The following is a 25,056-nucleotide window of genomic DNA, read 5'->3' on the forward strand; positions in this document are numbered from 1 at the left end:
AATTCCTCCCACATATTGCGGTCATGAATGACCGGTTCATCGAATACATATTAGTCTTCGATTGTGATTCCCATACTGCGGGCAGTACCTTCAACCATACGCATTGCAGCTTCAACAGATGCAGCGTTCAGATCGGGCATTTTGGTTTCAGCGATTTCACGAACCGCTGCGCGGCCCAGCTTCGCTACTTTTTTCTTGTTTGGTTCACCGGAGCCTTTTTCTACTTTTGCAGCGATGCGAAGCAGAACAGCAGCCGGAGGAGTTTTGGTGATGAAGGTAAACGAACGGTCTTCAAATACTGTAATTTCAACCGGGATGATCAGACCAGCCTGGTCGGCAGTACGAGCGTTGAATTCCTTACAGAATGCCATGATGTTGACACCCGCTTGACCTAACGCCGGACCTACTGGAGGCGCTGGATTCGCTTTCCCTGCAGGAATCTGCAGTTTCACCATTTTAATAACTTTTTTAGCCATGAGTGACACCTCCTTGCGTAAATAGTGGTATTCGAATGCTAAACAGCATTCTCCCACAAGAAACCCTTGTGCTTGTTATATCTTCTCCACTTGAGTGAAATCCAACTCCAGCGGGGTTTCCCGTCCAAACATGTTGACATGTACCTTGATCTTGCTTTTGTCTGCCAAAATTTCTTCCACGGAGCCCACAAAATTCGCAAATGGACCGACCATAATACGTACGGATTCCTTAATTTCGAAATCAATCTTCGCTTTAGGTTCAACCATGCCCATATGCTTCAGAATCTGTTCAACCTCTTCGGGTAGCAGAGCGGTAGGCTTAGAGCCCGAACCAGTTGAACCGACAAATCCGGTAACGCCCGGCGTATTGCGGACAACATACCAGGAATCATCAGTCTGAACCATTTCGACCAAAACGTAACCAGGGTAAACTTTGCGCATGACAGTTTTTTTCTTGCCATCCTTGTTTACCAGCTCTTCTTCCATAGGAACAAGAACGCGGAATATTTTGTCTTCCATGCCCATGGACTCAACGCGTTTTTCCAAATTGGCCTTGACCTTATTCTCATACCCGGAATAGGTATGAACAACGTACCATCTTTTTTCCATATCAAGCCACCTGGGACCTCTCTAAATAATCGCTTCAATCACAGCGGAAATACCGATGTCCAGAACCCAGAAGTAAAGCGAAATAACTACAATTGTACCGAGAACGATCAATGTATAGTTCTTCAGTTCTTTACGGCTAGGCCAGCGAACCTTTTTGAGTTCACTCCAGCTCTCAGTGAAAAAGGAAAACAAAGACTTGAAACTACGTTTCACGCCGACTACACCTCCAAAAGACTATCTGGTTTCGCGATGAGGAGTTTGCTCGTTACAGAACTTGCAAAATTTCTTCATCTCCAAGCGGTCGGGGTGATTTCGCTTGTTTTTGGTTGTTGCATAGTTTCTTTGTTTGCAACTTGTACAAGCCAAAGTGATAATTACCCGCATGATGTGCACCTCCCGAAGACGTACTTCTAATCATCAAATTAGAAGACGTAGATATTGATTCAAAAAAAAGCCGCGAATTTAGGCCTACCTAAAACACTTTAGCATAATATCAATGTCTGTGTCAACGAAAGTTTCCCCCATCGCACTGGGTAATTCCGGGTGCTGTAGCCTTTTGCCATAAGTCATCTTTGATCCTGCTTCTTCTTTTACCGCTAGCTGTCATCCATAATCATTATGCTGCAATTCGCTTGTGTATAAACCTGCCATCCTCCAACGCTTCACCCATCGCAAATTCGCCGTATCCAAATCTAGCGGACACTAAAAAAAGACTCGAGTCCCGAGCCTTCCTAGTCATTATATCATTAATTGTCACGCACTTCCAGATATCTTTCCAATTTACGTTTCACTCGCTGCAAGGCATTGTCAATGGACTTCACATGCCGCTTCAAATCCTCGGCAATCTCCTGATAGGACCGTCCGTCCAGATAGAGCATCAGAACCTTGCGTTCCAAATCACTCAGAATCTCAGCCATCTTATCTTCCAGTCCGATGAACTCCTCCTGGTTGATAATCAGCTCTTCCGGGTCCAGCACCTGACTTCCGCATATCACATCCATCAATGTCCGGTCGGAGTCCTCATCATAGATGGGCTTGTCTAACGAGACATATGAATTAAGCGGAATATGCTTCTGGCGGGTAGCGGTCTTAATGGCGGTTATAATCTGACGGGTGATGCACAGCTCGGCAAAGGCCTTGAACGATGACAGCTTGTCACCCTTGAAGTCACGGATGGCCTTGTATAAGCCAATCATGCCTTCCTGCACAATATCTTCACGATCTGCCCCGATCAAAAAATAGGAACGGGCCTTGGCACGCACAAAATTACGGTACTTGTTAATTAAATGCTCCAATGCGCCACTGTCGCCACCACGGAAGATCTCGACAATTTCTTCATCACTTATGAAATCATACTCGGACAGCATTAATTCCTTGAGGTCGACACTCACCAAGAATCCCCCCGGCTGCAACGCAAGACACATCGTTACTTCTCGAAATATAGGAACAGTATATATTATGTTACCTTACACCGTCAACCGGATTTGTCCAAAAACAATCTTCAATAACATATTATGTCATTTCCTTGTGAGGGGCAACTGCTATTTCTGTCCTACTGTCTGCGCCAGTCCTCCAGCCGTTTACGTGTCTCCGGCGGCAGCTTGTCTTCAAGCGAATGACGGGTCCCGCTCACGCTTCCCGGCTCGATCGCCTTCTTCACCTGCTTCTGGTTCTCCTCAATCTCAAGCCTCAGTTCCCTGGCTGAAATCCGGAGTGCGCCCTGGGCAAAAACGACATGCTGCTCCACAAAATCGCTGGTGGCTACCGAGATCTGTCTGCGGCGGTGCGTGAATTCCCCAACCAGCCGTTCGATGCATTCATCTGCCGTTTCCTTCTCCTTGGTGAAGAAGACCTGGATCTTCCCTTGTTCAAACGACCTGCCCAGTCCCGGCACACGGTAGGCATCGAATACGGCAATGACGCGCAGCCCGGAGAATGCCTGATAATCGGCCAGCATATCGAGCAGCCGGTCGCGTGCCCCCTGCATACCGGTCTGCGACAATGCCGCAAGCTCCGGCCAGCCGCCGATCATATTGTATCCGTCCACGAGCAGGATATCGCGCCAGTCTGCCATAGTTATCCCTGTTCTTGGCGGCGGCGGAGTACCTCGTACATGATTACGCCCGCTGCTACTGAAGCATTCAGAGAGTTGATTCTTCCGGCCATCGGCAGCTTAAGCAGCACATCGCATTTCTCACGGATCAGGCGGCCCATCCCCTTGTTCTCATTGCCGATCACCACTGCTACCGGCCCGGTGACAATATCAGATCCGAACAAATTCTGATCGGTATCCACATCCGTGCCGACTACCCAGACTCCCAGCTCCTTCAGCCGGTCAATGGTCTGTCCAAGATTCGTTACGCGGGCCACAGGCACATATTCGACTGCACCAGCCGAGGTCTTGGATACGGTAGCTGTAATCTGCGCAGAGCGGCGCTTCGGCACAATGACTCCGTGCACACCTGTGCAGTCAGCCGTACGCAGGATAGACCCGAGGTTATGCGGATCTTCAATTTCGTCCAGCAGGAGCAGAAACGGCGGTTCTCCCTTGGCTTCAGCAATTGCCAGAATATCAGCAACCTCCGTGTAGGCAAAAGGCGCCGCTTGCGCCACCACTCCCTGGTGCTGAACGCCCGGTGCAAGCTGATCCAGCTTACGCTTGTCTACATGCTGAATGACAATGCCCGCCTTGCGCGCTTCCGCAACGATAGGTGCGGTCAGGTGCTTTTGTGCAGTTTCAGCGATCCATATTTTGTTGAGTGTACGTCCCGCTCTAAGGGCTTCAAGCACCGAATGCTTGCCTGCCAGTATTTCCTCTTCAGTTCTCAATTCTTCCATTGTTTTATCTCCTGTTCTGTATACTCACTTGGGGCGGTGCATCATATATTCGATACTGCTGTGAATAAGCTCCTGGATTCTCGCTTGCTGTCCTGTGTAATATAAATAGCCGATCATGCATTCAAAAGCAGTGGCGTGGCGGTATTCCAGCACATCCGCATTTTTGGGAATGCTGCCGGATTTGGCATTGCGCCCCCGTCTGACCACATCCTTCTCATCCTCGGTGAGCACCGGGTCCAGATAAGCAAGAATGTTACTCTGAGCTCTGGCGGAGACCAGTCCGGTCGCCGACCGGTGCAGATGCTGGGGGCGCAAATTAGGCAGCGAGATCAGATACTGCCGGACTGCAACTTCGTAGATAGCGTCACCTGCATAAGCAAGGACGATTGGAGGCAGCAGATGGGCCGGCTTAGAGGGTTCATACGGGAACCAGGCGCGGTTCAGATCAAACAGCCCGTTCATTTGCGCCGCCACCGCATTCCCTGTGGAGTATCTTCCAGCAGAATTCCCAGCGCATTCAGCTCATCGCGGATTTCATCCGACCGGCTCCAGTTCTTGTTCTTGCGCGCCTCCACACGCTCTGCAATCAGGCGTTCCACCTCTTCGCTTGCCACTTCTTCCTCAGCCTCTACCGTGAGGCGAAGCACCGCATTCATCTCGGCAAAAGCCTTCAGCAGCGCGGCGAAGTCAGCCGGATTCGCCTCAGGATCAGCAAGCGTAAGGTTCGCCAGGCTCACCCAGTCGAACACCGCCGTAATAGCGTCCGGTGTATTGAAATCATCCTGCATCCGCGCATGGAAGCTGCTAAGGATAGCGGCCAGCCGCTCCGCAACCTGCGGACTTGCTTCACCCTTTGTCCCCTCCGCCGCCAGCTCAAGGCGATGCTTCACATTGCCTTCAGCCAGAGCGATCCGCTCTACGCTTTTCTCAGCAGACAGCAATGCTTCCTCGGTGAAGTTCAGCGGATTGCGGTAATGGCTGGATAGCATGAAGTAACGGATAGCACCCTGCTTGAAGCGCGCGCGGATATCCTTCACGAGGAGGCCATTCCCCAGCGACTTTGACATTTTCTCGTCACCGATATTCAGAAAAGCATTATGCATCCAGTAATTCGACAGCGGTTCACCCGTCAGCGCTTCGGTCTGGGCACATTCGCATTCATGATGCGGGAATTTCAAATCCTCTCCGCCGCCGTGAATGTCGATCGTTGTACCCAAATATTCACGCACCATCGCCGAGCATTCAATATGCCAGCCTGGACGGCCCTCTCCCCATGGACTGGACCAGTGCACTTCGCCCGGCTTGGCTGCCTTCCAGAGTACGAAATCCTCCTGGTTCTCCTTGCGCGAATCCACCTCGACACGGATACCGAAGCGCAGCTCCTCCAGATTCTGGCGGGACAGCTTGCCGTAATTGGCAAATTTGCCGGTACGGTAATACACATCTCCGCCGTTCTCATACGCGTAGCCTTTGTCTTCAAGCTCCTTAATGAACTCGATAATCGTGTCCATGCTCTCCGTAACGCGCGGATTCATCGTCGCCGGCTTCACGCCCAGCCCGGCCAGATCCTCCTGGTAGGCGGCAATGAACATTTCGGCAACCTCGGCTACGGTGATATTCAGCTCCTCCGCCTTGCGGATCATTTTATCATCCACATCGGTGAAATTTGTCAGATAGCGGACCTCATTACCAAGCGTCTCCAGGTAGTTGCGCACCATGTCGAAAACAATGACCGGTCTTGCATTCCCGATATGCATATAGCCGTAGACCGTGGGTCCGCAGACGTACATCTTCACCTTATCCGGCTCCTGCGGTACAAATTCTTCCTTCGTGCGCGTCATTGTGTTGTAAATGTGCAAAGCCATTCTTGTCCCAACCCTTTCTATTGTCCCCGGATTTCTGAAATGCCGGTACTCTTAAATTTCGTAATCGCCGATATATTGCTGGCTTTCGAGCCGCCGCTGTTCCTGCTTCTGCTTATCTTCAGCACCCATCTTTTCTCTTAGCTCCTCGATTTCCTTCTGCAGGAACTTGAGGGAATCAATCAGCGGGTCAGGCATCTTGGTATGATCCAGCCGGTCTGATACTCGTTCGCCGTTACGCTTAACCACACGCCCGGGATTGCCGACTACCGTGCTGTTGTTAGGCACTTCACGCAGCACGACTGCGTTAGAGCCGATATTAGAATTATCGCCGATCCGGAAGGAACCCAGTACTTTGGCACCAGAGCCGATGACTACATTGTTGCCGACGGTAGGGTGCCGCTTGCCTTTCTCTTTGCCGGTCCCCCCAAGTGTAACTCCCTGATAGATAATAACATCATCGCCAATCTCACAGGTCTCACCAATGACAATACCCATTCCGTGGTCAATAAACAACCGGCTGCCGATGACCGCGCCCGGATGGATCTCCACTCCCGTCATGAACCGGCTGATCTGAGAGACCATGCGTGCCAGGGTAAACCAACGGCGTTTGTAAAAAGAGTGGGCCATCCGGTGTGCCCAGATCGCATGAAGCCCGGCGTAGGTGAAGACGACCTCGAACCTGCTGCGGGCAGCGGGATCATTGTCGAATACTGCCCGAATGTCCGACTTGATATGCTTAAACATCGCGGTTCCCCTCTTCTTTGGATGCTATATTTCAAGTTACATTCTTATATTTCAACAAAAAACGCCCCTGCAGCATGATAGCTGCAGAGACGTTTAACCGCGGTCCCACTCTGCTTGAACATTCGTATATGCCAGAGCTGTTAAACTTCGCAGCCGCTGTATCCGGTGTTCCTCTTGGTGTCAGTAACGGCGACAGCCCGGCACAGTCTACAGCCCCGCACAAGGACATTCAACCACGCAGCTCACAGGTGCATCTTCAGCGGCAGACAAATGAATAACTCCCAGCCTGCAAGGGCGTTTGCCCTTAAGCGGTTATTCTCTCTGGTAATTGCCCTTATACGCCTACTTTTCCTGATCCCAGCTATTCTTATATTCTTCTATCTTAGCGAAAAGCCGCAGAACTGACAAGGGTCTTCTCCCCTTGCATGTCCCTGCTTAAGCGCCTTTGATTTGTGATTTCAGGCGTTCGATCACCCGGCTGCGGCCAAGCAGCGCAATCGTTGCATTCAAGTCGCGGCCATGCATCTGTCCGGTAAGAGCGACACGAATCGGCATAAACAGCGCTTTGCCTTTGTGACCGGTCTCCTTCTGCACTTCCTTGATCAGAACAGCCATATGCGGGGCGCTGAAATCTTCGGCAGCCTCCACTTTGGCCAGAAATGCGGACAGCACTTCAGGAACCTGAGCTTCGGCAAGCACCCCTGCCGCTTCGGTCTCCAGCTCCAGGTGGCTGCGGAAGAACAGCTCGGAGAGGACGACAATATCCGACGCAGCTGTCATTTGCTCCTGGTACAGTGCAACCAGGCTCTCCGCCCAGCTCTGCTGCTCCTCACTGAGTACCTCAGGCAGACGGCCCGCCTTCTGCAAATGAGGAATGGCAAGTGCAGCAATCCGCTTAGGATCGGCATGCTTGATATAGTGATTGTTCAAATGCGCCAGCTTGTTCGTATCGAACACTGCCGGGCTCTTCGACAGGCGGTCCGCCGTAAAGATCGAGATCAGCTCTTCCTTGGTGAAGATCTCCTCTTCGCCCTCAGGCGACCAGCCCAGCAGGGTGATGAAGTTGAATAGAGCTTCCGGCAGGTAGCCCAGCTGATCGTACTGTTCAATAAACTGAATGATCGATTCATTCCGTTTGCTCAGCTTCTTATGGTCATCGCCGACAATCAGCGTCATATGTCCGAAGAGCGGAGCTTCCCAGCCCAGTGCCTCATAAATCATGAGCTGGCGCGGGGTATTGGAGATATGATCTTCTCCGCGCAGCACATGGGAGATAGCCATCAGATGGTCGTCCACCGCTACGGCGAAGTTATAGGTCGGAATACCGTCCTTCTTCACGATGACGAAGTCACCCATTTCTTTGCTGTTGAACGAAATGCTGCCTTTTACGATATCATTGAAGGTATAAGTGCGGTCTTCCGGAACAAGGAAACGGATGCTGGCTACGCGTCCCTCTGCCTCAAAGGCCAGGCGCTGCTCCTCGGTCAGATTACGGTGTTTGCCGGAATAACGAGGGGTTTCGCCGCGTGCCGTCTGCTCCTCTCGTTCAGCCTCCAGCTCTTCCTCTGTGCAATAGCAGCGGTAAGCCAGGCCGCGGTCCAGCAGATCCTGCCAGTAGACACGGTACAGATCCAGACGTTCAGTCTGGCGGTAAGGCCCGTATTCGCCGCCTACATCCACGCTTTCATCCCAATCAATTCCCAGCCACTTCAAATACTTCAGCTGGCTCTCTTCACCTTCTGCAATGTTGCGCTTAAGATCCGTATCTTCGATCCGGATAATGAATTTGCCGCCCAGATTGCGGGCGAACAGATAGTTAAACAAGGCTGTTCTGGCATTTCCGATATGTAAATGTCCCGTAGGGCTCGGTGCGTAACGCACCCGAACTTGATCCGCCATGGGTTTCCCTCCGCTTCATATTGGTTGAAATCAGGCCTTTACTTGCGCTAAAGCCATCTCACGATGATATCACATCTTGCAGCAGACAAACAATAGATTGGGCGGCAATTCCCTCTCCGCGCCCTGCGAAGCCAAGCTGCTCCGTCGTTGTTGCTTTTACATTCACCTTTGATACGTCAGCGTTCAGCGTGCGGGCAATAATCTCCGTCATCTGCGGAATATAAGGTGCCATCTTCGGTTGTTGCGCAATGATGGTTGAATCGATATTCCCCAGCCGGTATCCGCGCTCACGCGCTAGTGCCCATACCTGCTCCAGCAGCTTCAGGCTGTCTGCATCCTTGAAGGCCGGATCGGTATCGGGAAAATGTCTGCCGATATCCCCAAGGCCCAGTGCTCCCAGTATAGCGTCGCTTACAGCATGCAGCAGCACATCCGCATCGGAATGCCCCAGCAGCCCCTTCTCATAAGGAATCGTTACTCCGCCTATAATACACGGCCTTCCCTCGACCAGCTGGTGTACGTCAAATCCTTGTCCTACAGCAATCATCTGTGTTCCTCTCCCCTGCTTCTTACTGTGAATTCAGCGAAATCCAAGTCCTCCGGCGTCGTGATCTTAATATTCATGTAGCTTCCTTCTACAACTGACACGGTAATGCCGCTGCGTTCCGCCAGACTGGAATCATCTGTCCCGAGAAAACCGTCCCGCTCTGCCTCCTCATAGGCGGACAGCAGATCGGACAAACGAAAAGTCTGCGGGGTCTGAATCGCCCACAGACTTCGCCGATCCGGCGTTGACAGCACCTTGCCTTCACTGTCGACCTGCTTGATCGTATCCTTAACCGGTACTGCAAGCACCGACGCTCCGGCTGACTGCGCCCGCTCGTAGCAAGCTTCTATCTCGCTGTCCTGTACGAACGGCCTTACCCCGTCATGAACCATGACCCAATGGGTCTTAAGTTCATCCAGTCCGCGGCGTACCGAGTGCTGGCGCTCCATTCCCCCGGGAATGACCGCAGCCACTTTATCCAGCTTGAAGGCTTGTACCCACTGCTTACAGCGCTGCACATCCTCTTCCCCGGTGACAAGCACAATCTCGGAGATCAGCTTATGCCGCTGGAATACCTCCAGGGTATGCACGAGTATCGGCTTGCCCTGCAGCAGCAAATATTGCTTGCTCTCTGCCGTTCCCATCCGGGTTCCTCTGCCTGCCGCTACGATAACGACGCCAACACTGTTTGACATGCTTTCGGCTCCTGTCTTTCTTTCACGTATACTCCCATCATAACGTGTTTGGCTGGCATTTCCAAGCCCGAAAGGGTGCTGCCGGAGGCCTGGGCTGAACTTATTGTGCTTTTTCCAGAAGCTTCGGTTTGGCAAAAATCATCCGTCCTGCCGATGTCTGCAGCACACTCGTCACCAGAACCTCCATCGTAGTGCCGATATAATCCCGGCCGCCCTCCACCACAATCATCGTGCCATCGTCCAGATAAGCTACGCCTTGTCCATGTTCTTTGCCGTCCTTAATCACCTGAACAATGATCTCTTCGCCCGGCAGAACCACCGGCTTCACTGCATTCGCCAAGTCATTAATATTCAGCACCGACACTCCCTGCAGCTCGCATACCTTGTTAAGGTTAAAGTCGTTGGTGACGACCTTGCCGTGCAGTACTTTCGCCAGCTTGACCAGCTTGCTGTCCACTTCTGAGATCTCCTCGAAATCCCCTTCATAGATCAGCACCTTAACGTCCAGCTCTTTCTGAATCTTATTCAGAATATCAAGCCCTCTGCGTCCGCGGTTACGCTTCAGCAGATCCGACGAATCCGCAATATGCTGCAGCTCCTCCAGCACGAACTCAGGAATAACAATTGTGCCTTCGATGAAGCCCGTTTTACAGATGTCAGCAATCCTCCCGTCAATAATCACGCTAGTATCGAGGATTTTATGCTCCTGAGTTCCACGATCCTCCGGTTCAGCAGAGCGTGCCCAGCGTCCGGTATTCCAGAGCGAAGCCAGCTCCTCCTTCTTCTCCAGCCCGACCCGCAGGCCCATATAGCCCAGAGCAAGCGTGGCAGCTACCTGCAGCAGCTCACCTGCTTTACCCAGCCAGGACATAGCGGGATACAGCAGCAGAGACAGCAGCAGACCTCCCGTAAGCCCTGCTGCGCCTGCAGCAAGCTCATTCATCGGGATACGCGAGCAATACGCAACCATCTCCCGCAGCTTTGAACTTGCCCATTCCGCGCATAAAGTCCCCGCAATCAGAAAAATAATGGCACCCAGCACCGCAAACAAAATGCTTCCTTCCATAGGCAAGCTATCCTCCAGTTTCCCAAGGCCTACCGGGAACCCTCTTTCTGCCGCGTGATATAGCGAATAACCGGACCAGGCTCCACAACACCCGGCAAGTATCATAACAGACTTTTTCCACATAACCTCGCACCTCCTTTTATTCATCCATCAATCCTCTATACCTCACCAGTATGTTCCAATTTTTAGGACAATAATCCGGGGGGCGCGTTATTTTTTCTGCAAGCCCCGAATTTCGCCCGGCTCTGTTGCCGTAAACTGCTATTCCTGGTTGAAAATGTGGGAGGCCCTGGCATATAATGAATTCAATTCGAACCCAGGGGTGAATGGAAAATGAGCGCACCAAGTTTACAGGCCTTCCAGGATCAAGTCTCCGAACTGCTGCTCCGTCACCGTAGTCTTCTGGATGTAATGTCCAAGAACGGACAGAGCAGTGCTTCCGTCAACCGGGCTGTCGTCAAAGCCATTACCGAATGCGGCTGCATTCAGCTGCATGCCACCAAGCAGGTCTTCGAGCCCACTCTAGGCCTTGAGCAAGCCAAGGAGCTTGCCGGAACCCATCTGGCTGGGGAGCTGTGTGAGAACTGCCGGGAGGTCATTGGCTCCGAGCTGGGCCGCGAGCTGTTCTATATGTCTGCACTCTGCAATTTGCTTGCTATCAATATGGACGAGGTTGTCGCCAAGGAATCGCAGAAATGCGCAACACTCGGGTTGTTCAACTTGTCCTGAGCAGACCGTCCGCGCTCTCCTTCATCCATTCCGCCAGCTCCGGGGGAACCGTATTCCGTATACTTCCCTCCCCGCAGGCAGCAAAAAGGCATTGCACTCTCCTGATATTCAGGAAAGGCAATGCCTTTTGTATATAGCGGTCTATGAATGAAATAAGTTCTGAAGAAGGGCTAACCGTTCTTGGAATGATATACCTTATCCTCCGCGCGTCTTCTGCGGCGGCGTTGCCGGCGGACCTTAAACAGTCCTAAGCTCTGTCTGAAGCCGTACAATGCATACAGCGCCAGCAGTCCAAAGATCAGCTTGGCAATCTGTTCAGGGAAGACCACCGCAACAGCTACAGCGATCACAATAACTACAGGTGCGCCTATAACCGCTTTTTTGGGAAAACCAATCTTCTTGAAGTTGGGATACTTCACTGTGCTGACCATCAGATACGACAGCAGCAGGGTAGCCACAATCATGAATGGTGCGGATACATCCTTATGGAAAAGTGCAAGCGTGGCCAGAACCCCGCCCGCAGCAGGAATCGGCAATCCTACGAAATATCCCGGAATCCCCGGGCGGACATTGAACCGGGCCAGACGTAAGGCTCCGAATACAGGGAAGATCGCTGTGACGGTCCATCCCAGTGCAGGATTCAGCTCCTGCAGACTTGTTAAATACATAATCAGCGCCGGTGCGACTCCAAACGAAACTACATCGGATAGAGAATCCAGCTCCTTGCCGAATTCACTCTCACATTTCAGCGCACGGGCCATCCGGCCATCCAGCCCATCGAGCAGCATCGCGATAATCACCATGATAGCGGCCATGCTCAGCTTGCCGTCAAACGCCATCATGATACCAAACATTCCAAGCATCAGATTACCAATCGTAAAAAGACTTGGAATTGATTTTTGTATCATTTCTTCACCTCAATTTTCCTACTTGTACTGCATGGGACTGCAACATTACGTGATTGTATGGTATTTACATTTGTCTGTCAATAAGAACTTGTTTCTGGAGCCGCTTCAGCCCGTCCTGAATATTGCGTGCGCGGACCTCGCCAATACCGTCCACTTCATCAAGCTCAGCTATGCTTGCCTTCATCAGGTTAGGCAGCATTTCGAAGCGTTCTACCAAATTGTGGATGATTACATTCGGCAGCCGTGGAATCTTGTTCAGCAGGCGGTAACCACGCGGAGTTACAGCTTCTTCGGAGGAAATGGCTGTTGAGGAATAGCCCAGCAGGCGGGCAATATGGTTGTCATCCATCAGTTCATCATCGCTGCTGCGCTTCAGCCCGGCAATGATCTCACGGATCTTCTCCTCCTGCTCTTCTCTGGCATAGTCTCTGTACAGCAGCCATGCTTCTTCCTCTGTATTTCCAACCAATTCTTCCATCTGCATACTGATCAGCCGGCCTTCATTGCCAAGCTCGTTGATGTAACGCTTAATTTCCATTTTGATTCTCAGCACCATCTCCACGCGCTGGATCACACCGACGACCTCGGCCACCGTCACAATCCCCTCATATTCAGAAGCGGACAGGTTGGTCAGCCCTTGTGTCAGAACGGCTCTGTACTTCTCCAGGGTCTGAATCGCCTGGTTGGCTTTGGCCAGAATCGAACCAATTTCCTTGAGTGCGTAACGGATGGAGCCCTGATACAGCGTAATAATATTACGGCGCTGGGAAATGGAAACGACCAGCTTGCCGGTCTGCTTCGCTACCCGTTCTGCCGTCCGGTGCCGGATTCCTGTCTCGATCGAAGAGATGGAGGAATCGGGGATCAGCTGCGTATTGGCGTACAGAATCCGCTTCAGATCCTCGCTCAGAATAATCGCTCCGTCCATTTTGGCCAGCTCGTATAAATAGTTTGGTGAAAAATCGCAGTTAATGGAGAAGCCGCCATCGACAACCTCCATGACCTCCGGACTATATCCGACAACAATCAGTGCCCCGGTCTTCGCGCGAAGCACATTCTCCAGCCCTTCCCGGAAGGGTGTTCCGGGTGCAGCCATTCTAAGCAGATCATTCATATTATCTGATGGATTATATTCTTTCATGTCCCTGTGCCCCCTAATCTAACGCGACCGCTAGTGCCTGTGCTACTGTGCTGACGCCTATAATCTGGATATCCTGCGGATGCTTCCAGCCCTTCAGACTCTTCTCGGGCATAATAACCCGCCGGAAGCCAAGCTTGGCCGCCTCTTTCACCCGCATCTCTGCGCGTGATACCCCTCTCACCTCACCGGTAAGCCCTACCTCCCCGAAAAACACATCATACGGCTTGGTCGGAAAATCACGGAAGCTGGAGGCAATGCTGATAGCGACAGCCAAATCCACCGCCGGCTCATCCAGCTTCACCCCTCCCGCAACGTTGAGGTAAGCGTCCTGATTCTGCAGGAACATGCCCATCCGCTTCTCCAGCACAGCAATGATCAGCGCCATCCGTTGATGATCCATACCTGTGCACATTCTGCGGGGCGAAGGGAAATGTGTTGAAGCCACCAGCGCCTGCAATTCAACAAGAACGGGTCTTGTGCCCTCCATGCTGGCTACCACCGCTGACCCGGCCACTCCGAGCGGGCGCTCAGACAGAAACAGCTCCGACGGGTTCTCCACCTCAGTCAGTCCGATTTCCCCCATTTCAAAGATCCCAATCTCATTGGTGGAGCCGAAGCGGTTCTTCACCGCCCGCAGCAGACGGTACGTATGATGGCGCTCCCCTTCAAAATAAAGGACACAATCCACCATATGCTCCAGCATACGCGGGCCGGCAATAGCGCCTTCCTTCGTTACATGACCAACAAGCACTGTGGCGATCCCCCGGATCTTGGCGATGCGCATGAATCTTGTGGTACATTCCCGCACCTGTGCTACACTGCCCGGCGCACTGGTTACCTCCGGCATAAATACAGTCTGGATCGAGTCAATGACCAGAAATTGAGGCTGAATCTGCTCAATCGCTTCCTCAATGCTCTCCATGTTCGTCTCACATAGAACGTACAGTTCCGCAGACAGCGCTCCGAGGCGGTCGGCCCGCAGCTTGGTCTGCCGCACAGATTCTTCCCCCGAAATATACAGCACGCGCAGCCCTTGTGTAGTCAAGGCATGCGAGGTCTGCAGCAGCAGTGTCGATTTCCCGATTCCGGGGTCGCCTCCGACCAGCACCAGCGAGCCGGGAACGATCCCGCCGCCAAGCACGCGGTTAAGCTCACCGATGCCCGTCAGAATACGGGGCTCCTTGTCACTTTCTATATTTATGATCGATTGCGCCTTTTCTTTACTCTGAAAAATAGGTGCATTCATGCCTTGTGTTTTGACTACGCTTTCCGTTTCCTCTACCATCGAGTTCCATTCCTGGCAGCCCGGGCACTTTCCGAACCACTTCGGTGATTCGTAGCCGCACTCGGTACAGAAAAATTTTGTTTTAGGTTTAGCCATGTGCACTCCTTACCGTCCGAACTTGCTAAAATTGCGGATATTTTACTCTTATTCAAAGTTTACCATTTCTGCACACTGAACGGAAGGACACTTAAGATCTAGTTTTCATTTGCGTCTTCCTTTAGGCGTGTTTGAGTATGTCTGAGGGACGAAAACAAGTAAAGCTCCCGCCCCTCTATACGGAGGAGCGGGAGCTTTGTTTCATTTTCCGGAACAATTATTCAGTTTCGACTGTTTTCTCCAGGGAGACCTCGGACGGTGCTTCAACGGTGGTTACGACCAGTTCGCCGTTCACCTCATCAATGTTCAGGGAATCCCCCTTCTTGATGTTGCCCTTGAGCAGCTCTTCGGAGAGGCGGTCTTCGATATGCTTTTGAATCGCCCGGCGGAGCGGACGGGCACCGAAGGCCGGATCATAGCCCTCTTTGGCCAGGAATGCTTTGGCGCCGTCAGTGAGCAGGAAATCTACATCGTACTCACGCAGACGCTTGCGCAGCTCCTCGGACATCAGAGTCACGATCTCTGCGATATGCTTCTCATCCAGCGAGTGGAAGACAATAATCTCGTCGATCCGGTTCAGGAACTCAGGCCGGAAGCTCTTCTTCAGCTCTTCCATAACCTTGCCCTTCATGTTGCTGTAATCCGCGCCCGCATCCTGTACTGCGGTGAATCCAAGCGTCGAATTCTTCTTGATCGCCTGTGCCCCTACGTTCGAGGTCAGGATGATCAGGGTATTGCGGAAATCGACCACGCGGCCCTTGGAATCGGTCAGACGACCGTCTTCCAGTACCTGAAGCAGAATGTTGAACACTTCAGGGTGGGCCTTCTCAATTTCATCCAGCAGTACAACCGAGTAAGGCTTGCGGCGCACCTTCTCTGTCAATTGTCCGCCTTCTTCATACCCTACATACCCTGGAGGCGCTCCGACCAGCCGGGAGGTGGAATGCTTCTCCATATACTCCGACATGTCGATGCGGATTACCGCATTCTCGTCACCGAACATCGCTTCGGCAAGCGCCCGCGCCAGCTCGGTCTTACCAACCCCAGTTGGTCCGAGGAAGATGAAGGAGCCCATCGGACGTTTCGGGTCCTTCAGACCCGCACGCGCCCGGCGGAGTGCCCGGCTGACCGCCTTAACGGCTTCGTCCTGGCCAATTACACGTTCATGCAGCAGGGCTTCCATATTCAGCAGGCGGTCTGTCTCTTCTTCCTTCAGCTTGCTGACCGGAATGCCGGTCCAGCTGGCCACCACCTGTGCGATATCCTCAGGTGTAACCTGGGAATCGGTGCGGCCCTGCTTTTCTTTCCACTGGTTCTTCGTAGTGTCCAGCTCTTCACGAATCTTCTGCTCGGTATCGCGAAGTGCAGCAGCCTTCTCGAACTCCTGGCTTTGTACTGCGGAATCCTTCTCCTTGCGGATATCATCCAGACGCATTTCCAGTTCCTTCAGATTCGGCGGGATGGTGTAAGAATTCAGTCTTACCTTAGAGCCTGCTTCATCAATCAGGTCAATGGCCTTGTCTGGCAGGAACCGGTCAGGAATGTAGCGGTCAGACAGCTTGACTGCTTCCACAATGGCTTCATCTGTAATCTTCACCCGGTGATGGGCTTCGTACCGGTCACGAAGACCGAACAGAATCTGTACAGCTTCCTCAGGGGAAGGCTGATCCACTGTGATCGGTTGGAAGCGGCGCTCCAGCGCGGCGTCCTTCTCAATATATTTGCGGTATTCATCAAGCGTTGTGGCACCGATGCATTGCAGCTCACCACGGGCGAGGGCAGGCTTCAGGATGTTGGAGGCATCAATCGCGCCTTCCGCACCACCCGCTCCGATCAGCGTATGAAGCTCATCAATGAACAGCACGATGTTGCCCGCCTGGCGAATCTCATCCATGATTTTTTTGAGGCGGTCTTCGAATTCACCGCGGTATTTCGTACCAGCCACTACAGAACCCATATCGAGGGTCATGACACGTTTGTCGCGCAGCGTCTCCGGAATTTCATTGTTGATGATCTTTTGGGCCAGACCTTCGGCAATCGCCGTTTTACCAACCCCAGGTTCACCGATCAGCACCGGATTATTCTTGGTCCGGCGGCTCAGCACCTGAATGACACGCTCAATTTCCTTGCTGCGGCCGATCACAGGGTCGAGGTTACCGTCCTTGGCATAGGCCGTCAGATCGCGGGCCAGGCCGTCCAGTGTTGGCGTGCTGACATTAGCCGGAGCTCCGCTGTGGCTGGAGGTGGCTTCACTGCTGCCCAGGAGCTGCAATACCTGCTGGCGGGCCTTGTTCAGGCTAATGCCGAGATTGTTCAGCACACGGGCTGCTACGCCCTCTCCCTCGCGGATCAGACCGAGCAGGATATGCTCTGTTCCCACATACGTGTGACCCAGCTTGCGGGCTTCGTCCATGGACAGCTCGATCACCTTCTTGGCACGAGGAGTATAAGCGATGTTGGTCGGTTGTTCCTGACCTCTGCCAATCAGTGTTTCCACTTCATCCTGTATCTTCTCCAGACCCAGACCAAGTCCGATCAATGCCTTAGCGGCAATGCCGTCTCCTTCACGAATCAGTCCGAGTAAAATATGCTCTGTCCCAATGTTGTTGTGTCCCAAACGTACGGCTTCTTCCTGCGCCAGCGCCAGCACCTTTTGTGCGCGTTCCGTAAATCTTCCAAACATCATATCTCCTGCACCTCCACGGATAATAAATATCTATAATTTAATGTTGTGATCCCAGTGTCTCCCGGAGCAGCTTCGCCCGGTACATATCGCGTTCAGTAGGCGACAGCTCGTCACCGAACAGCTTTTGCAGAAAGCCCGGCTGAGTCTTGACATTCAGCTCATTGAGCACTGAAATCGAAGGCCCTTCCAGAATCCCCAGATCTACACCAAGCCGCAGATCGGAGAGCCGCTGTGCCGATTCTTTCAGTTCCATCACAGCAGCATAAGCCAGAATTCCGTAGGAGCGCTTGATACGGTCCGTAATCCGCAGAGCGGAATCAACCAGCAGGCGTTCGCGGGCGTTGCGTTCATGCTCTATAATCTGGGTGACTACGCTGTGAAGATTCTCAATAATCTCATTTTCGGTCTGTCCGAGCGTAATCTGATTGGAGATCTGAAAGATATTCCCTACTGCTTCGCTGCCTTCACCATAAATTCCTCTAACGGTAAGCCCCACCTGATTAACTGCGGACAAAATGCGGTTGATCTGATGCGTCATCACCAAGGCCGGCAGATGCACCATAACCGAGGCTCTCAGCCCTGTTCCCACATTGGTGGGACAGCTTGTTAAGTAGCCTCTGCGGTCATCGAAGGCGTAATTGACAGCAGCCTCGAAAATATCATCGATGGCGGTTGCCCTTACCCAGGCTTCTCTGACCTGCAGCCCCGGGAACAGGCATTGAATGCGGAGATGATCCTCCTCATTGATCATAATGCTGACTGACTCGTCCTCATTAAGAATGACTGCCCCGCCTTTGGAATCATCCGCCAGGTTAGGACTGATGAGGTGCTTTTCCACCAGTACCTTTTTGTCCAGCTCACCCAGCTCATCCAGTCTCAGCAGCTCGAAGCTGCCGAAGTCGGCCGAAGCTTCACCCTGAAATACGGGGGCAAGCTGCTCCAGCACCTCCTCCGACTGCTCTCTTGAAGCGAGCAGCGGGAACGGAAGATGCTCCAGATTACGGGCGATCCGCATACGGCTGCTGATGACAATCTCGGAATGGCTGCCGCCGCAGCGCATCCAGTCACTCAGTGCTTGTTCGGTAAACCGGAGACTTGACATGCCCGGATCCCTCCTATATATCAAAGACTTTACTCTTGTGGCATTTCTTTTTCAAGCTTGCGGATTCTGTCCCTCAGCTCAGCTGCGGTCTCGAACTCCTCCTGCACAATACTCTGCTGCAATTCCTGCTTCAGCTCATCAATCTGGCGCTTGCACATAATCTGTGCGCCCGCCCGCTTGGGCAGCTTGCCGACATGCGCTGTACTGCCATGCACCCGCCTGAAGAGCGGGTCAAGTGTACTGTCGAAATACTTATAACAGGAGCTGCAGCCGAACCGTCCCAGCTTGCTGAACTGTGAATAGGTCATGCCGCAGTTTTCACAATGCAGCCCCTGCACACTTTGTGCGGCTGCTGACTTTCCCTTGCCCGAGCCTTCCAGATCCAGGAGACCGGAAAGCAAGCTGTGGATAGAGAAGCCTCCCGCAGTTCCGGGAATCAGTTCACCCTTCTCCCGCGCACAGCTTTCGCAGATATGAAATTCCGTCTTTTCCCCGTTCACAATCTTCGTGAAGTGGAGTGTAGCCGGTTTGACGCCGCATTCCTGGCATAGCATGAGCGGTGTCCCTCCTTACCATTTGACAAATTATTTGCCCAATAAAGAGATTAGCATAGCCTTCATAAGCTTGGCACGAATCTCATCCCGGTACGGCAGATTAACCGTCAGGCATTCCCGGGAAACCGCAGACCGCATCAGACACGCTTCACGTTTGGAGAGGAAACGGGCCTCCTCCAGCTGATAAATCAGCCCTTCGGCAGAATTCTGATCAATATCATTCCCTATCGTGGAGTTCAGATGTGCGTATAAGGCCACATTCTGAGGCAGCTCATAGCGCTGAATCCGGATATATCCGCCGCCGCCGCGTTTACTCTCCACCACATATCCCTTTTCCAATGTGAACCGTGTGCTGATGACATAATTGATCTGTGACGGGACACAGGAGAACTGGTCCGCCAGATCATTGCGCTGAATTTCCACCGTACCTTCGGGACTTTCATGCAAAATATTCTTCAGATATTGTTCAATAATATCGGAGATATTACGCATCACTCATCCTCCAGTGTATAAGCATTGGTTAAATCTGTGCTGCGCCAACGCCTGCCGTCAGAGACATGCTCTTAAGAACTTAACCCGGGCAATGTAATAAGAATCGGCTGCAATAGCCTCTGCACTGCGCTTTTTCTCTAAATGTTACATTCCTGAGAACGATGATATCCGGCCTGCGTTGACTTTGACTTTCTTTGACTTTTTCATATTATAACATATTCTCGCTGAATGCCAAGGGGTTACTCTTATTTTTTACGTTTTGGCTGTATTGTATTCCGGTTGCCTGCTTCGTTCACTGAAATGGAGGCGTTATGTATAGGACAGCTCCTCCCTCCCAGGGGAAGAGGAAGAGCCGTTCTCTGTCAGAAAAAATCGAATAATGCCGTCTCGGCCTGCGGAATCAGCGCTTCAAGCCAAGCTGTCGCCCCAGCAGTCCCGGATAATTGTCCGTACTTTGCCGCCTGAAGCGGACGCTTGTATCCCATCAGCAGCACAGTAAGCGTGCCGATACTGCATTCCAGGTCAGCCTCTGACCGCTCTCCCTCAATCCGGGTAAGCGTCGCTCCCCCCTGCTCCGACACAGTCCACCGCCATAACCCGTTGTTCCATGATGCATGCTTATCTTCAATATAAAGCACCCGCTCCCGGTCACCCTCAGGCACATTGAAGATCATGTTCTCCACAAAAGCCTTAGCATTGACGATACGCGCCATGAAGTATGGATAATTCTCCTGCGCAATCCGCGGATCGGGAAGGAGGAAGGGAAGAATATCGTCAGCAGGCACCAGCTTCAGCTGTGCAACCGTAATCATGGAGTCATGATTGGCCAGGAAGGTCCACAAGCCCTGGCGGGCAAGCTCGTTCCCATAGATAAACTCATCTATGACCAGCTCCTGCTGCACTATTTTATACAGCACATAGCCCTCCGGTTCACCCTGCTCTGAATAAAACACACAGGAATGCGTATCGTCATCAAGCACACTTTCCTTCCACCAGGTCTCAGTGCGCTGGAGAGTCCCGTTATACCTCATAGCGAATTGGTCGTACAACTGCTGGAATACTGCAAGATCCGGGATATCGCGCTTCACGCTGCCCTTAATCTCCGTCTTGTGCGGGAACTTCCCTACCGGAAGAGTATACTTCTTATATTCACAGTAGATCTCCCAGCCGAATTTACGGTAAAAGGGAATCAGGAACGGATGCAAAAAGGACAATGTCTGACCGGCTTCATTCATCGTCTCGAGCGCATGGGTCAGCAGATGGGCTACATAGCCCTGCCGGCGGTTCTCCGGCCAAGTGGCTACACCGGCGATGCCCCCCATAGAAATGGGCTTGCCTTGTATATATACCTCTAACGGAAGAAGCGTCAGCTTCGCACCGATACTGTCCCCTTCAAAAATCGCCCAGGTTTGTTCCGGTTTGAAGCTCTCCTTGGCGCGTACTCTGTCTTCTGCAGAAACCTTATACTTAAAAGCATATTCGGACAAGCTTAGGCTGTCCTCAAATTCTCCGGCACGTAACTGCCTGATTTCCATGCTGTTCCCTCCGTTACATTCCATAAATTAGCTCCAGATATTTGCTTAATAGAGAGTATAACAAGCCAAGCCGCCGGATGCTAATAAAGGCTGGCCACCAGTTGCAAAAAGAATAGTTATCCACAGCTTTTGCACAGCAAAGCAAAAAACCGGAAAGAGTTTCTTTCCGGCTCAAAAGAGTTATCCCCGATTACATTTTATCTATCCACAATATTCACTTTTTATCCACAAAATCGGTGTATTACTTATGTTTTCGCTTGACTCATCCACAATATTGTGCGTGATTCCTCCATGATCCGGGGATCATTCTGTTCCTGTAAAGGTATCCACATGTGCGCAACTTTTCTGTACTTACTGAAATCTATCCACAGCTTTTCCACAGCCCTGCCTGCACGCAAAAAAACCACTGTCGATTGCTCAACAATGGCTCATGTGCTTGGCAACGTCCTACTCTCCCAGGACCCTTCGGTCCAAGTACCATCGGCGCTGGAGGGCTTAACGGTCGTGTTCGGGATGGGTACGTGTGGAACCCCTCCGCTATCGCCACCAAACGGGCATTTACAGCGTAAATGCTTCAGGAAATTGATTCCTGAAAACTGAATCCGAAACGAATCTGCGTTTGCCCTTCTTACGGGGCCCCCGGAAAGTATTCGGAATCCGCTTCGTCAGCGTCATCTTCACTTTTTGGGGTAGCTTTTGGATAAGCCCTCGACCGATTAGTATTGGTCAGCTCCATGCATTACTGCACTTCCACCTCCAACCTATCTACCTCGTCGTCTTCAAGGGGTCTTACTAATTGGGAAATCTCATCTTGAGGGGGGCTTCACGCTTAGATGCTTTCAGCGCTTATCCCGTCCGTACGTAGCTACTCAGCCATGCTCCTGGCGGAACAACTGATGCACCAGCGGTACGTCCATCCCGGTCCTCTCGTACTAAGGACAGCTCCTCTCAAATTTCCTGCGCCCACGACAGATAGGGACCGAACTGTCTCACGACGTTCTGAACCCAGCTCGCGTACCGCTTTAATGGGCGAACAGCCCAACCCTTGGGACCTACTTCAGCCCCAGGATGCGATGAGCCGACATCGAGGTGCCAAACCTCCCCGTCGATGTGGACTCTTGGGGGAGATAAGCCTGTTATCCCCAGGGTAGCTTTTATCCGTTGAGCGATGGCCCTTCCATGCGGTACCACCGGATCACTAAGTCCGACTTTCGTCCCTGCTCGACTTGTAGGTCTCGCAGTCAAGCTCCCTTATGCCTTTGCACTCTGCGAATGATTTCCAACCATTCTGAGGGAACCTTTGAACGCCTCCGTTACTCTTTAGGAGGCGACCGCCCCAGTCAAACTGCCCGCCTGACACGGTCCCCGTACCCGATGAGGGCACTAGGTTAGAACCTAGATACGATCAGGGTGGTATCCCAACGGCGCCTCCGCAGAAGCTTGCGCTCCTGCCTCCACGGCTCCCACCTATCCTGTACAGATCGTACCCAAATTCAATATCAAGCTGCAGTAAAGCTCCATGGGGTCTTTCCGTCTTGTCGCGGGTAACCTGCATCTTCACAGGTATTAAAATTTCACCGGATCTCTCGTTGAGACAGCGCCCAAGTCGTTACGCCATTCGTGCGGGTCAGAATTTACCTGACAAGGAATTTCGCTACCTTAGGACCGTTATAGTTACGGCCGCCGTTTACTGGGGCTTCGGTTCACAGCTTCGGATTGCTCCTAACCGCTCCCCTTAACCTTCCAGCACCGGGCAGGCGTCAGCCCGTATACTTCGCCTTGCGGCTTCGCACAGACCTGTGTTTTTGCTAAACAGTCGCTTGGGCCTTTTCACTGCGGCCCCCTCGGGCTATTCACCCTACCGAGGCACCCCTTCTCCCGAAGTTACGGGGTCATTTTGCCGAGTTCCTTAACGAGAGTTCTTCCGCGCGCCTTAGAATTCTCTTCTCGCCTACCTGTGTCGGTTTGCGGTACGGGCACCTTCTCCTGACTAGAGGCTTTTCTTGGCAGTGTGAGATCATGACCTTCGCTACTATAATTTTCGCTCCCCATCACAGCCCAGCCTTACGATGTGCGGATTTGCCTGCACACCAGCCTCACTGCTTAGACGGACATCCATCAGTCCGCGTCACTACCCTCCTGCGTCACCCCATCGCTCATAGCGGATTACGGTGGTACAGTAATTTCAAACTGTTGTCCTTCGACTACGCCTGTCGGCCTCGCCTTAGGTCCCGACTTACCCTGAGCGGACGAGCCTTCCTCAGGAAACCTTGGGCTTTCGGCGGATCAGATTCTCACTGATCTTTTCGTTACTCATACCGGCATTCTCACTTGTATGCTGTCCAGCGCTCCTTACGGTACACCTTCAACCTACATACAACGCTCCCCTACCCCAGATGCAAAGCATCTAGCCATAGCTTCGGTGGTGTGTTTAGCCCCGTTACATTTTCGGCGCAGAGTCACTCGACCAGTGAGCTATTACGCACTCTTTCAATGGTGGCTGCTTCTAAGCCAACATCCTGGTTGTCTGTGCAACTCCACATCCTTTCCCACTTAACACACACTTGGGGACCTTAGCTGATGGTCTGGGCTGTTTCCCTTTTGACAATGGATCTTAGCACTCACTGTCTGACTCCCGGCAAGAAGTAAATGGCATTCGGAGTTTGACTGAGCTTGGTAACCCTTGCGGGCCCCGCACCCAATCAGTGCTCTACCTCCACCACTCCATTCACCGAGGCTAGCCCTAAAGCTATTTCGGGGAGAACCAGCTATCTCCGAGTTCGATTGGAATTTCTCCGCTACCCCCACCTCATCCCCGCATTTTTCAACATGCGTGGGTTCGGGCCTCCAGTGCGTGTTACCGCACCTTCACCCTGGACAGGGGTAGATCACACGGTTTCGGGTCTACGTCCACATACTTAGTCGCCCTATTCAGACTCGCTTTCGCTGCGGCTCCGGCTTCTCACCTTAACCTTGCATGTTAAACGTAACTCGCCGGTTCATTCTACAAAAGGCACGCCATCACCCATAAAGAGGGCTCTGACTTTTTGTAAGCACACGGTTTCAGGTTCTATTTCACTCCCCTTCCGGGGTGCTTTTCACCTTTCCCTCACGGTACTGTTTCACTATCGGTCGCCAGGTAGTATTTAGCCTTAGCAGATGGTCCTGCTGGATTCATACGGGGTTTCACGTGCCCCGCACTACTCGGGATCCGTCTCGGAGAGAACACAGTTTAGGCTACAGGGCTTTTACCTCTATCGCGGGCCTTTCCAGACCTCTTCGCCTACTCTATTCCTTTGTAACTCCATGTGAGACGTCCCACAACCCCAAGAGGCAAGCCCCTTGGTTTAGGCTGTTCCGCGTTCGCTCGCCGCTACTGACGGAATCACTATTGTTTTCTCTTCCTCAGGGTACTTAGATGTTTCAGTTCCCCTGGTCTGCCTCTGCATTTCCTATGTATTCAGAAATGAGTAACTGCGAATTACCACAGCTGGGTTTCCCCATTCGGACACCCCCGGATCAAAGCTTGCTTACAGCTCCCCGAGGCAGTTTCGTTGTTCGCCACGTCCTTCGTCGGCTCCTGGCGCCTAGGCATCCTCCGTGTGCTCTTAGTAGCTTAACCAATGCGTTTTCCCTAAGGAAAATCGCTAGTATCGCCATTAATATGAAACTTGTTTACACAAGTTCAGCTTAAAGGAATGTTCTAAAACGCAAATTCGTTTCGGTATCCAGTTTTCAAGGATCAAGTTTAAAGATGAGAGCTTAAACTCTCAAAACTGACCAACGAGT

The 25,056-nt window shown here is 52.2% G+C and carries 23 protein-coding genes and 2 rRNA genes; 1 reads left to right on the forward strand and 24 read right to left on the reverse strand.

Features of this window, described 5'->3' with window-relative positions:
• Positions 1-50: 50 nt before the first annotated feature.
• From rplK to NST69_RS28060, 14 genes are all read right to left on the reverse strand, one after another.
• Positions 51-476 carry a 50S ribosomal protein L11 gene (rplK, locus tag NST69_RS27995; RefSeq protein WP_019908208.1) on the reverse strand — a complete coding sequence of 142 codons (426 nt, stop codon included), beginning with the start codon at positions 474-476 and terminating at the stop codon, positions 51-53.
• A gap of 75 nt (positions 477-551) precedes the next feature.
• Complete coding sequence (gene nusG, locus NST69_RS28000) at positions 552-1,085, reverse strand: transcription termination/antitermination protein NusG (RefSeq protein WP_020427084.1); 534 nt, start codon at positions 1,083-1,085, stop codon at positions 552-554.
• A gap of 21 nt (positions 1,086-1,106) precedes the next feature.
• Positions 1,107-1,298, reverse strand: coding sequence for a preprotein translocase subunit SecE (gene secE, locus NST69_RS28005; protein WP_036692354.1), 192 nt, complete (start codon positions 1,296-1,298; stop codon positions 1,107-1,109).
• 21 nt (positions 1,299-1,319) lie between these two features.
• Entirely contained in the window at positions 1,320-1,469 is a 150-nt protein-coding gene (gene rpmG / locus NST69_RS28010) for a 50S ribosomal protein L33 (RefSeq protein WP_074086515.1), read from the reverse strand.
• A 362-nt stretch (positions 1,470-1,831) separates the two neighbouring features.
• The gene (sigH, locus tag NST69_RS28015; protein WP_036692348.1) at positions 1,832-2,476 is read right to left on the reverse strand and encodes an RNA polymerase sporulation sigma factor SigH; all 645 of its coding nucleotides are present in this window, start codon (positions 2,474-2,476) and stop codon (positions 1,832-1,834) included.
• A gap of 161 nt (positions 2,477-2,637) precedes the next feature.
• Positions 2,638-3,159, reverse strand: a complete 522-nt coding sequence (locus tag NST69_RS28020; protein ID WP_036692346.1) for an NYN domain-containing protein — start codon at positions 3,157-3,159, stop codon at positions 2,638-2,640.
• A gap of 2 nt (positions 3,160-3,161) precedes the next feature.
• Entirely contained in the window at positions 3,162-3,923 is a 762-nt protein-coding gene (gene rlmB, locus NST69_RS28025; protein WP_076081731.1) for a 23S rRNA (guanosine(2251)-2'-O)-methyltransferase RlmB, read from the reverse strand.
• 24 nt (positions 3,924-3,947) lie between these two features.
• A complete protein-coding gene (locus tag NST69_RS28030; protein WP_342547688.1) occupies positions 3,948-4,385 on the reverse strand; it encodes a ribonuclease III domain-containing protein in 438 nt (145 codons plus the stop codon).
• Complete coding sequence (cysS, locus tag NST69_RS28035; protein ID WP_342547689.1) at positions 4,382-5,788, reverse strand: cysteine--tRNA ligase; 1,407 nt, start codon at positions 5,786-5,788, stop codon at positions 4,382-4,384. Before cysS ends, NST69_RS28030 begins: the two co-directional genes overlap by 4 nt.
• Positions 5,789-5,839: 51 nt before the next feature.
• Entirely contained in the window at positions 5,840-6,532 is a 693-nt protein-coding gene (gene cysE / locus NST69_RS28040; RefSeq protein WP_036721878.1) for a serine O-acetyltransferase, read from the reverse strand.
• A gap of 435 nt (positions 6,533-6,967) precedes the next feature.
• Positions 6,968-8,431, reverse strand: a complete 1,464-nt coding sequence (gene gltX / locus NST69_RS28045) for a glutamate--tRNA ligase (RefSeq protein ID WP_341166884.1) — start codon at positions 8,429-8,431, stop codon at positions 6,968-6,970.
• A 58-nt stretch (positions 8,432-8,489) separates the two neighbouring features.
• On the reverse strand, positions 8,490-8,978 hold the full coding sequence (gene ispF / locus NST69_RS28050) for a 2-C-methyl-D-erythritol 2,4-cyclodiphosphate synthase (protein WP_076081728.1): 489 nt from the start codon (positions 8,976-8,978) through the stop codon (positions 8,490-8,492).
• Complete coding sequence (gene ispD / locus NST69_RS28055) at positions 8,975-9,673, reverse strand: 2-C-methyl-D-erythritol 4-phosphate cytidylyltransferase (protein WP_342547691.1); 699 nt, start codon at positions 9,671-9,673, stop codon at positions 8,975-8,977. Before ispD ends, ispF begins: the two co-directional genes overlap by 4 nt.
• A gap of 100 nt (positions 9,674-9,773) precedes the next feature.
• A complete protein-coding gene (locus NST69_RS28060) occupies positions 9,774-10,862 on the reverse strand; it encodes a PIN/TRAM domain-containing protein (RefSeq protein ID WP_341166883.1) in 1,089 nt (362 codons plus the stop codon).
• Positions 10,863-11,072: 210 nt separating this feature from the next.
• Here NST69_RS28060 and NST69_RS28065 point away from each other — a divergent pair, with 210 nt between their 5' ends.
• Positions 11,073-11,468, forward strand: a complete 396-nt coding sequence (locus tag NST69_RS28065; RefSeq protein ID WP_036692322.1) for a hypothetical protein — start codon at positions 11,073-11,075, stop codon at positions 11,466-11,468.
• Positions 11,469-11,638: 170 nt separating this feature from the next.
• Here the strand turns inward: NST69_RS28065 and pssA are convergent, their stop codons facing one another.
• The 10 genes from pssA to NST69_RS28115 form a co-directional block, all read right to left on the reverse strand.
• Positions 11,639-12,376: a CDP-diacylglycerol--serine O-phosphatidyltransferase gene (gene pssA / locus NST69_RS28070; protein WP_076081725.1), complete on the reverse strand. Its 738-nt coding sequence runs from the start codon at positions 12,374-12,376 to the stop codon at positions 11,639-11,641.
• 64 nt (positions 12,377-12,440) lie between these two features.
• Positions 12,441-13,517, reverse strand: coding sequence for a DNA integrity scanning diadenylate cyclase DisA (disA, locus tag NST69_RS28075; protein WP_036721893.1), 1,077 nt, complete (start codon positions 13,515-13,517; stop codon positions 12,441-12,443).
• 13 nt (positions 13,518-13,530) lie between these two features.
• The gene (radA, locus tag NST69_RS28080) at positions 13,531-14,898 is read right to left on the reverse strand and encodes a DNA repair protein RadA (RefSeq protein WP_036692317.1); all 1,368 of its coding nucleotides are present in this window, start codon (positions 14,896-14,898) and stop codon (positions 13,531-13,533) included.
• A gap of 217 nt (positions 14,899-15,115) precedes the next feature.
• Positions 15,116-17,584, reverse strand: coding sequence for an ATP-dependent protease ATP-binding subunit ClpC (gene clpC / locus NST69_RS28085; RefSeq protein ID WP_339311767.1), 2,469 nt, complete (start codon positions 17,582-17,584; stop codon positions 15,116-15,118).
• A gap of 37 nt (positions 17,585-17,621) precedes the next feature.
• Complete coding sequence (locus tag NST69_RS28090) at positions 17,622-18,686, reverse strand: protein arginine kinase (protein WP_036721897.1); 1,065 nt, start codon at positions 18,684-18,686, stop codon at positions 17,622-17,624.
• Positions 18,687-18,715: 29 nt separating this feature from the next.
• The gene (locus tag NST69_RS28095; protein WP_036721899.1) at positions 18,716-19,240 is read right to left on the reverse strand and encodes a UvrB/UvrC motif-containing protein; all 525 of its coding nucleotides are present in this window, start codon (positions 19,238-19,240) and stop codon (positions 18,716-18,718) included.
• Positions 19,241-19,270: 30 nt separating this feature from the next.
• Positions 19,271-19,732: a CtsR family transcriptional regulator gene (locus NST69_RS28100; RefSeq protein WP_036721901.1), complete on the reverse strand. Its 462-nt coding sequence runs from the start codon at positions 19,730-19,732 to the stop codon at positions 19,271-19,273.
• Between the two features lie 362 nt (positions 19,733-20,094).
• Positions 20,095-21,267 (reverse strand): GNAT family N-acetyltransferase, encoded by a 1,173-nt coding sequence (locus NST69_RS28105; RefSeq protein WP_342547693.1) that lies wholly within the window; start codon positions 21,265-21,267, stop codon positions 20,095-20,097.
• Between the two features lie 434 nt (positions 21,268-21,701).
• Positions 21,702-21,818: ribosomal RNA gene (rrf, locus tag NST69_RS28110) — 5S ribosomal RNA — on the reverse strand.
• 145 nt (positions 21,819-21,963) lie between these two features.
• A 23S ribosomal RNA gene (locus NST69_RS28115) occupies positions 21,964-24,889 on the reverse strand.
• Positions 24,890-25,056: the final 167 nt, after the last annotated feature.

Source organism: Paenibacillus sp. FSL P2-0089 (assembly GCF_038595095.1).
In the GTDB taxonomy this organism is placed as follows: domain Bacteria; phylum Bacillota; class Bacilli; order Paenibacillales; family Paenibacillaceae; genus Paenibacillus_AQ; species Paenibacillus_AQ silagei.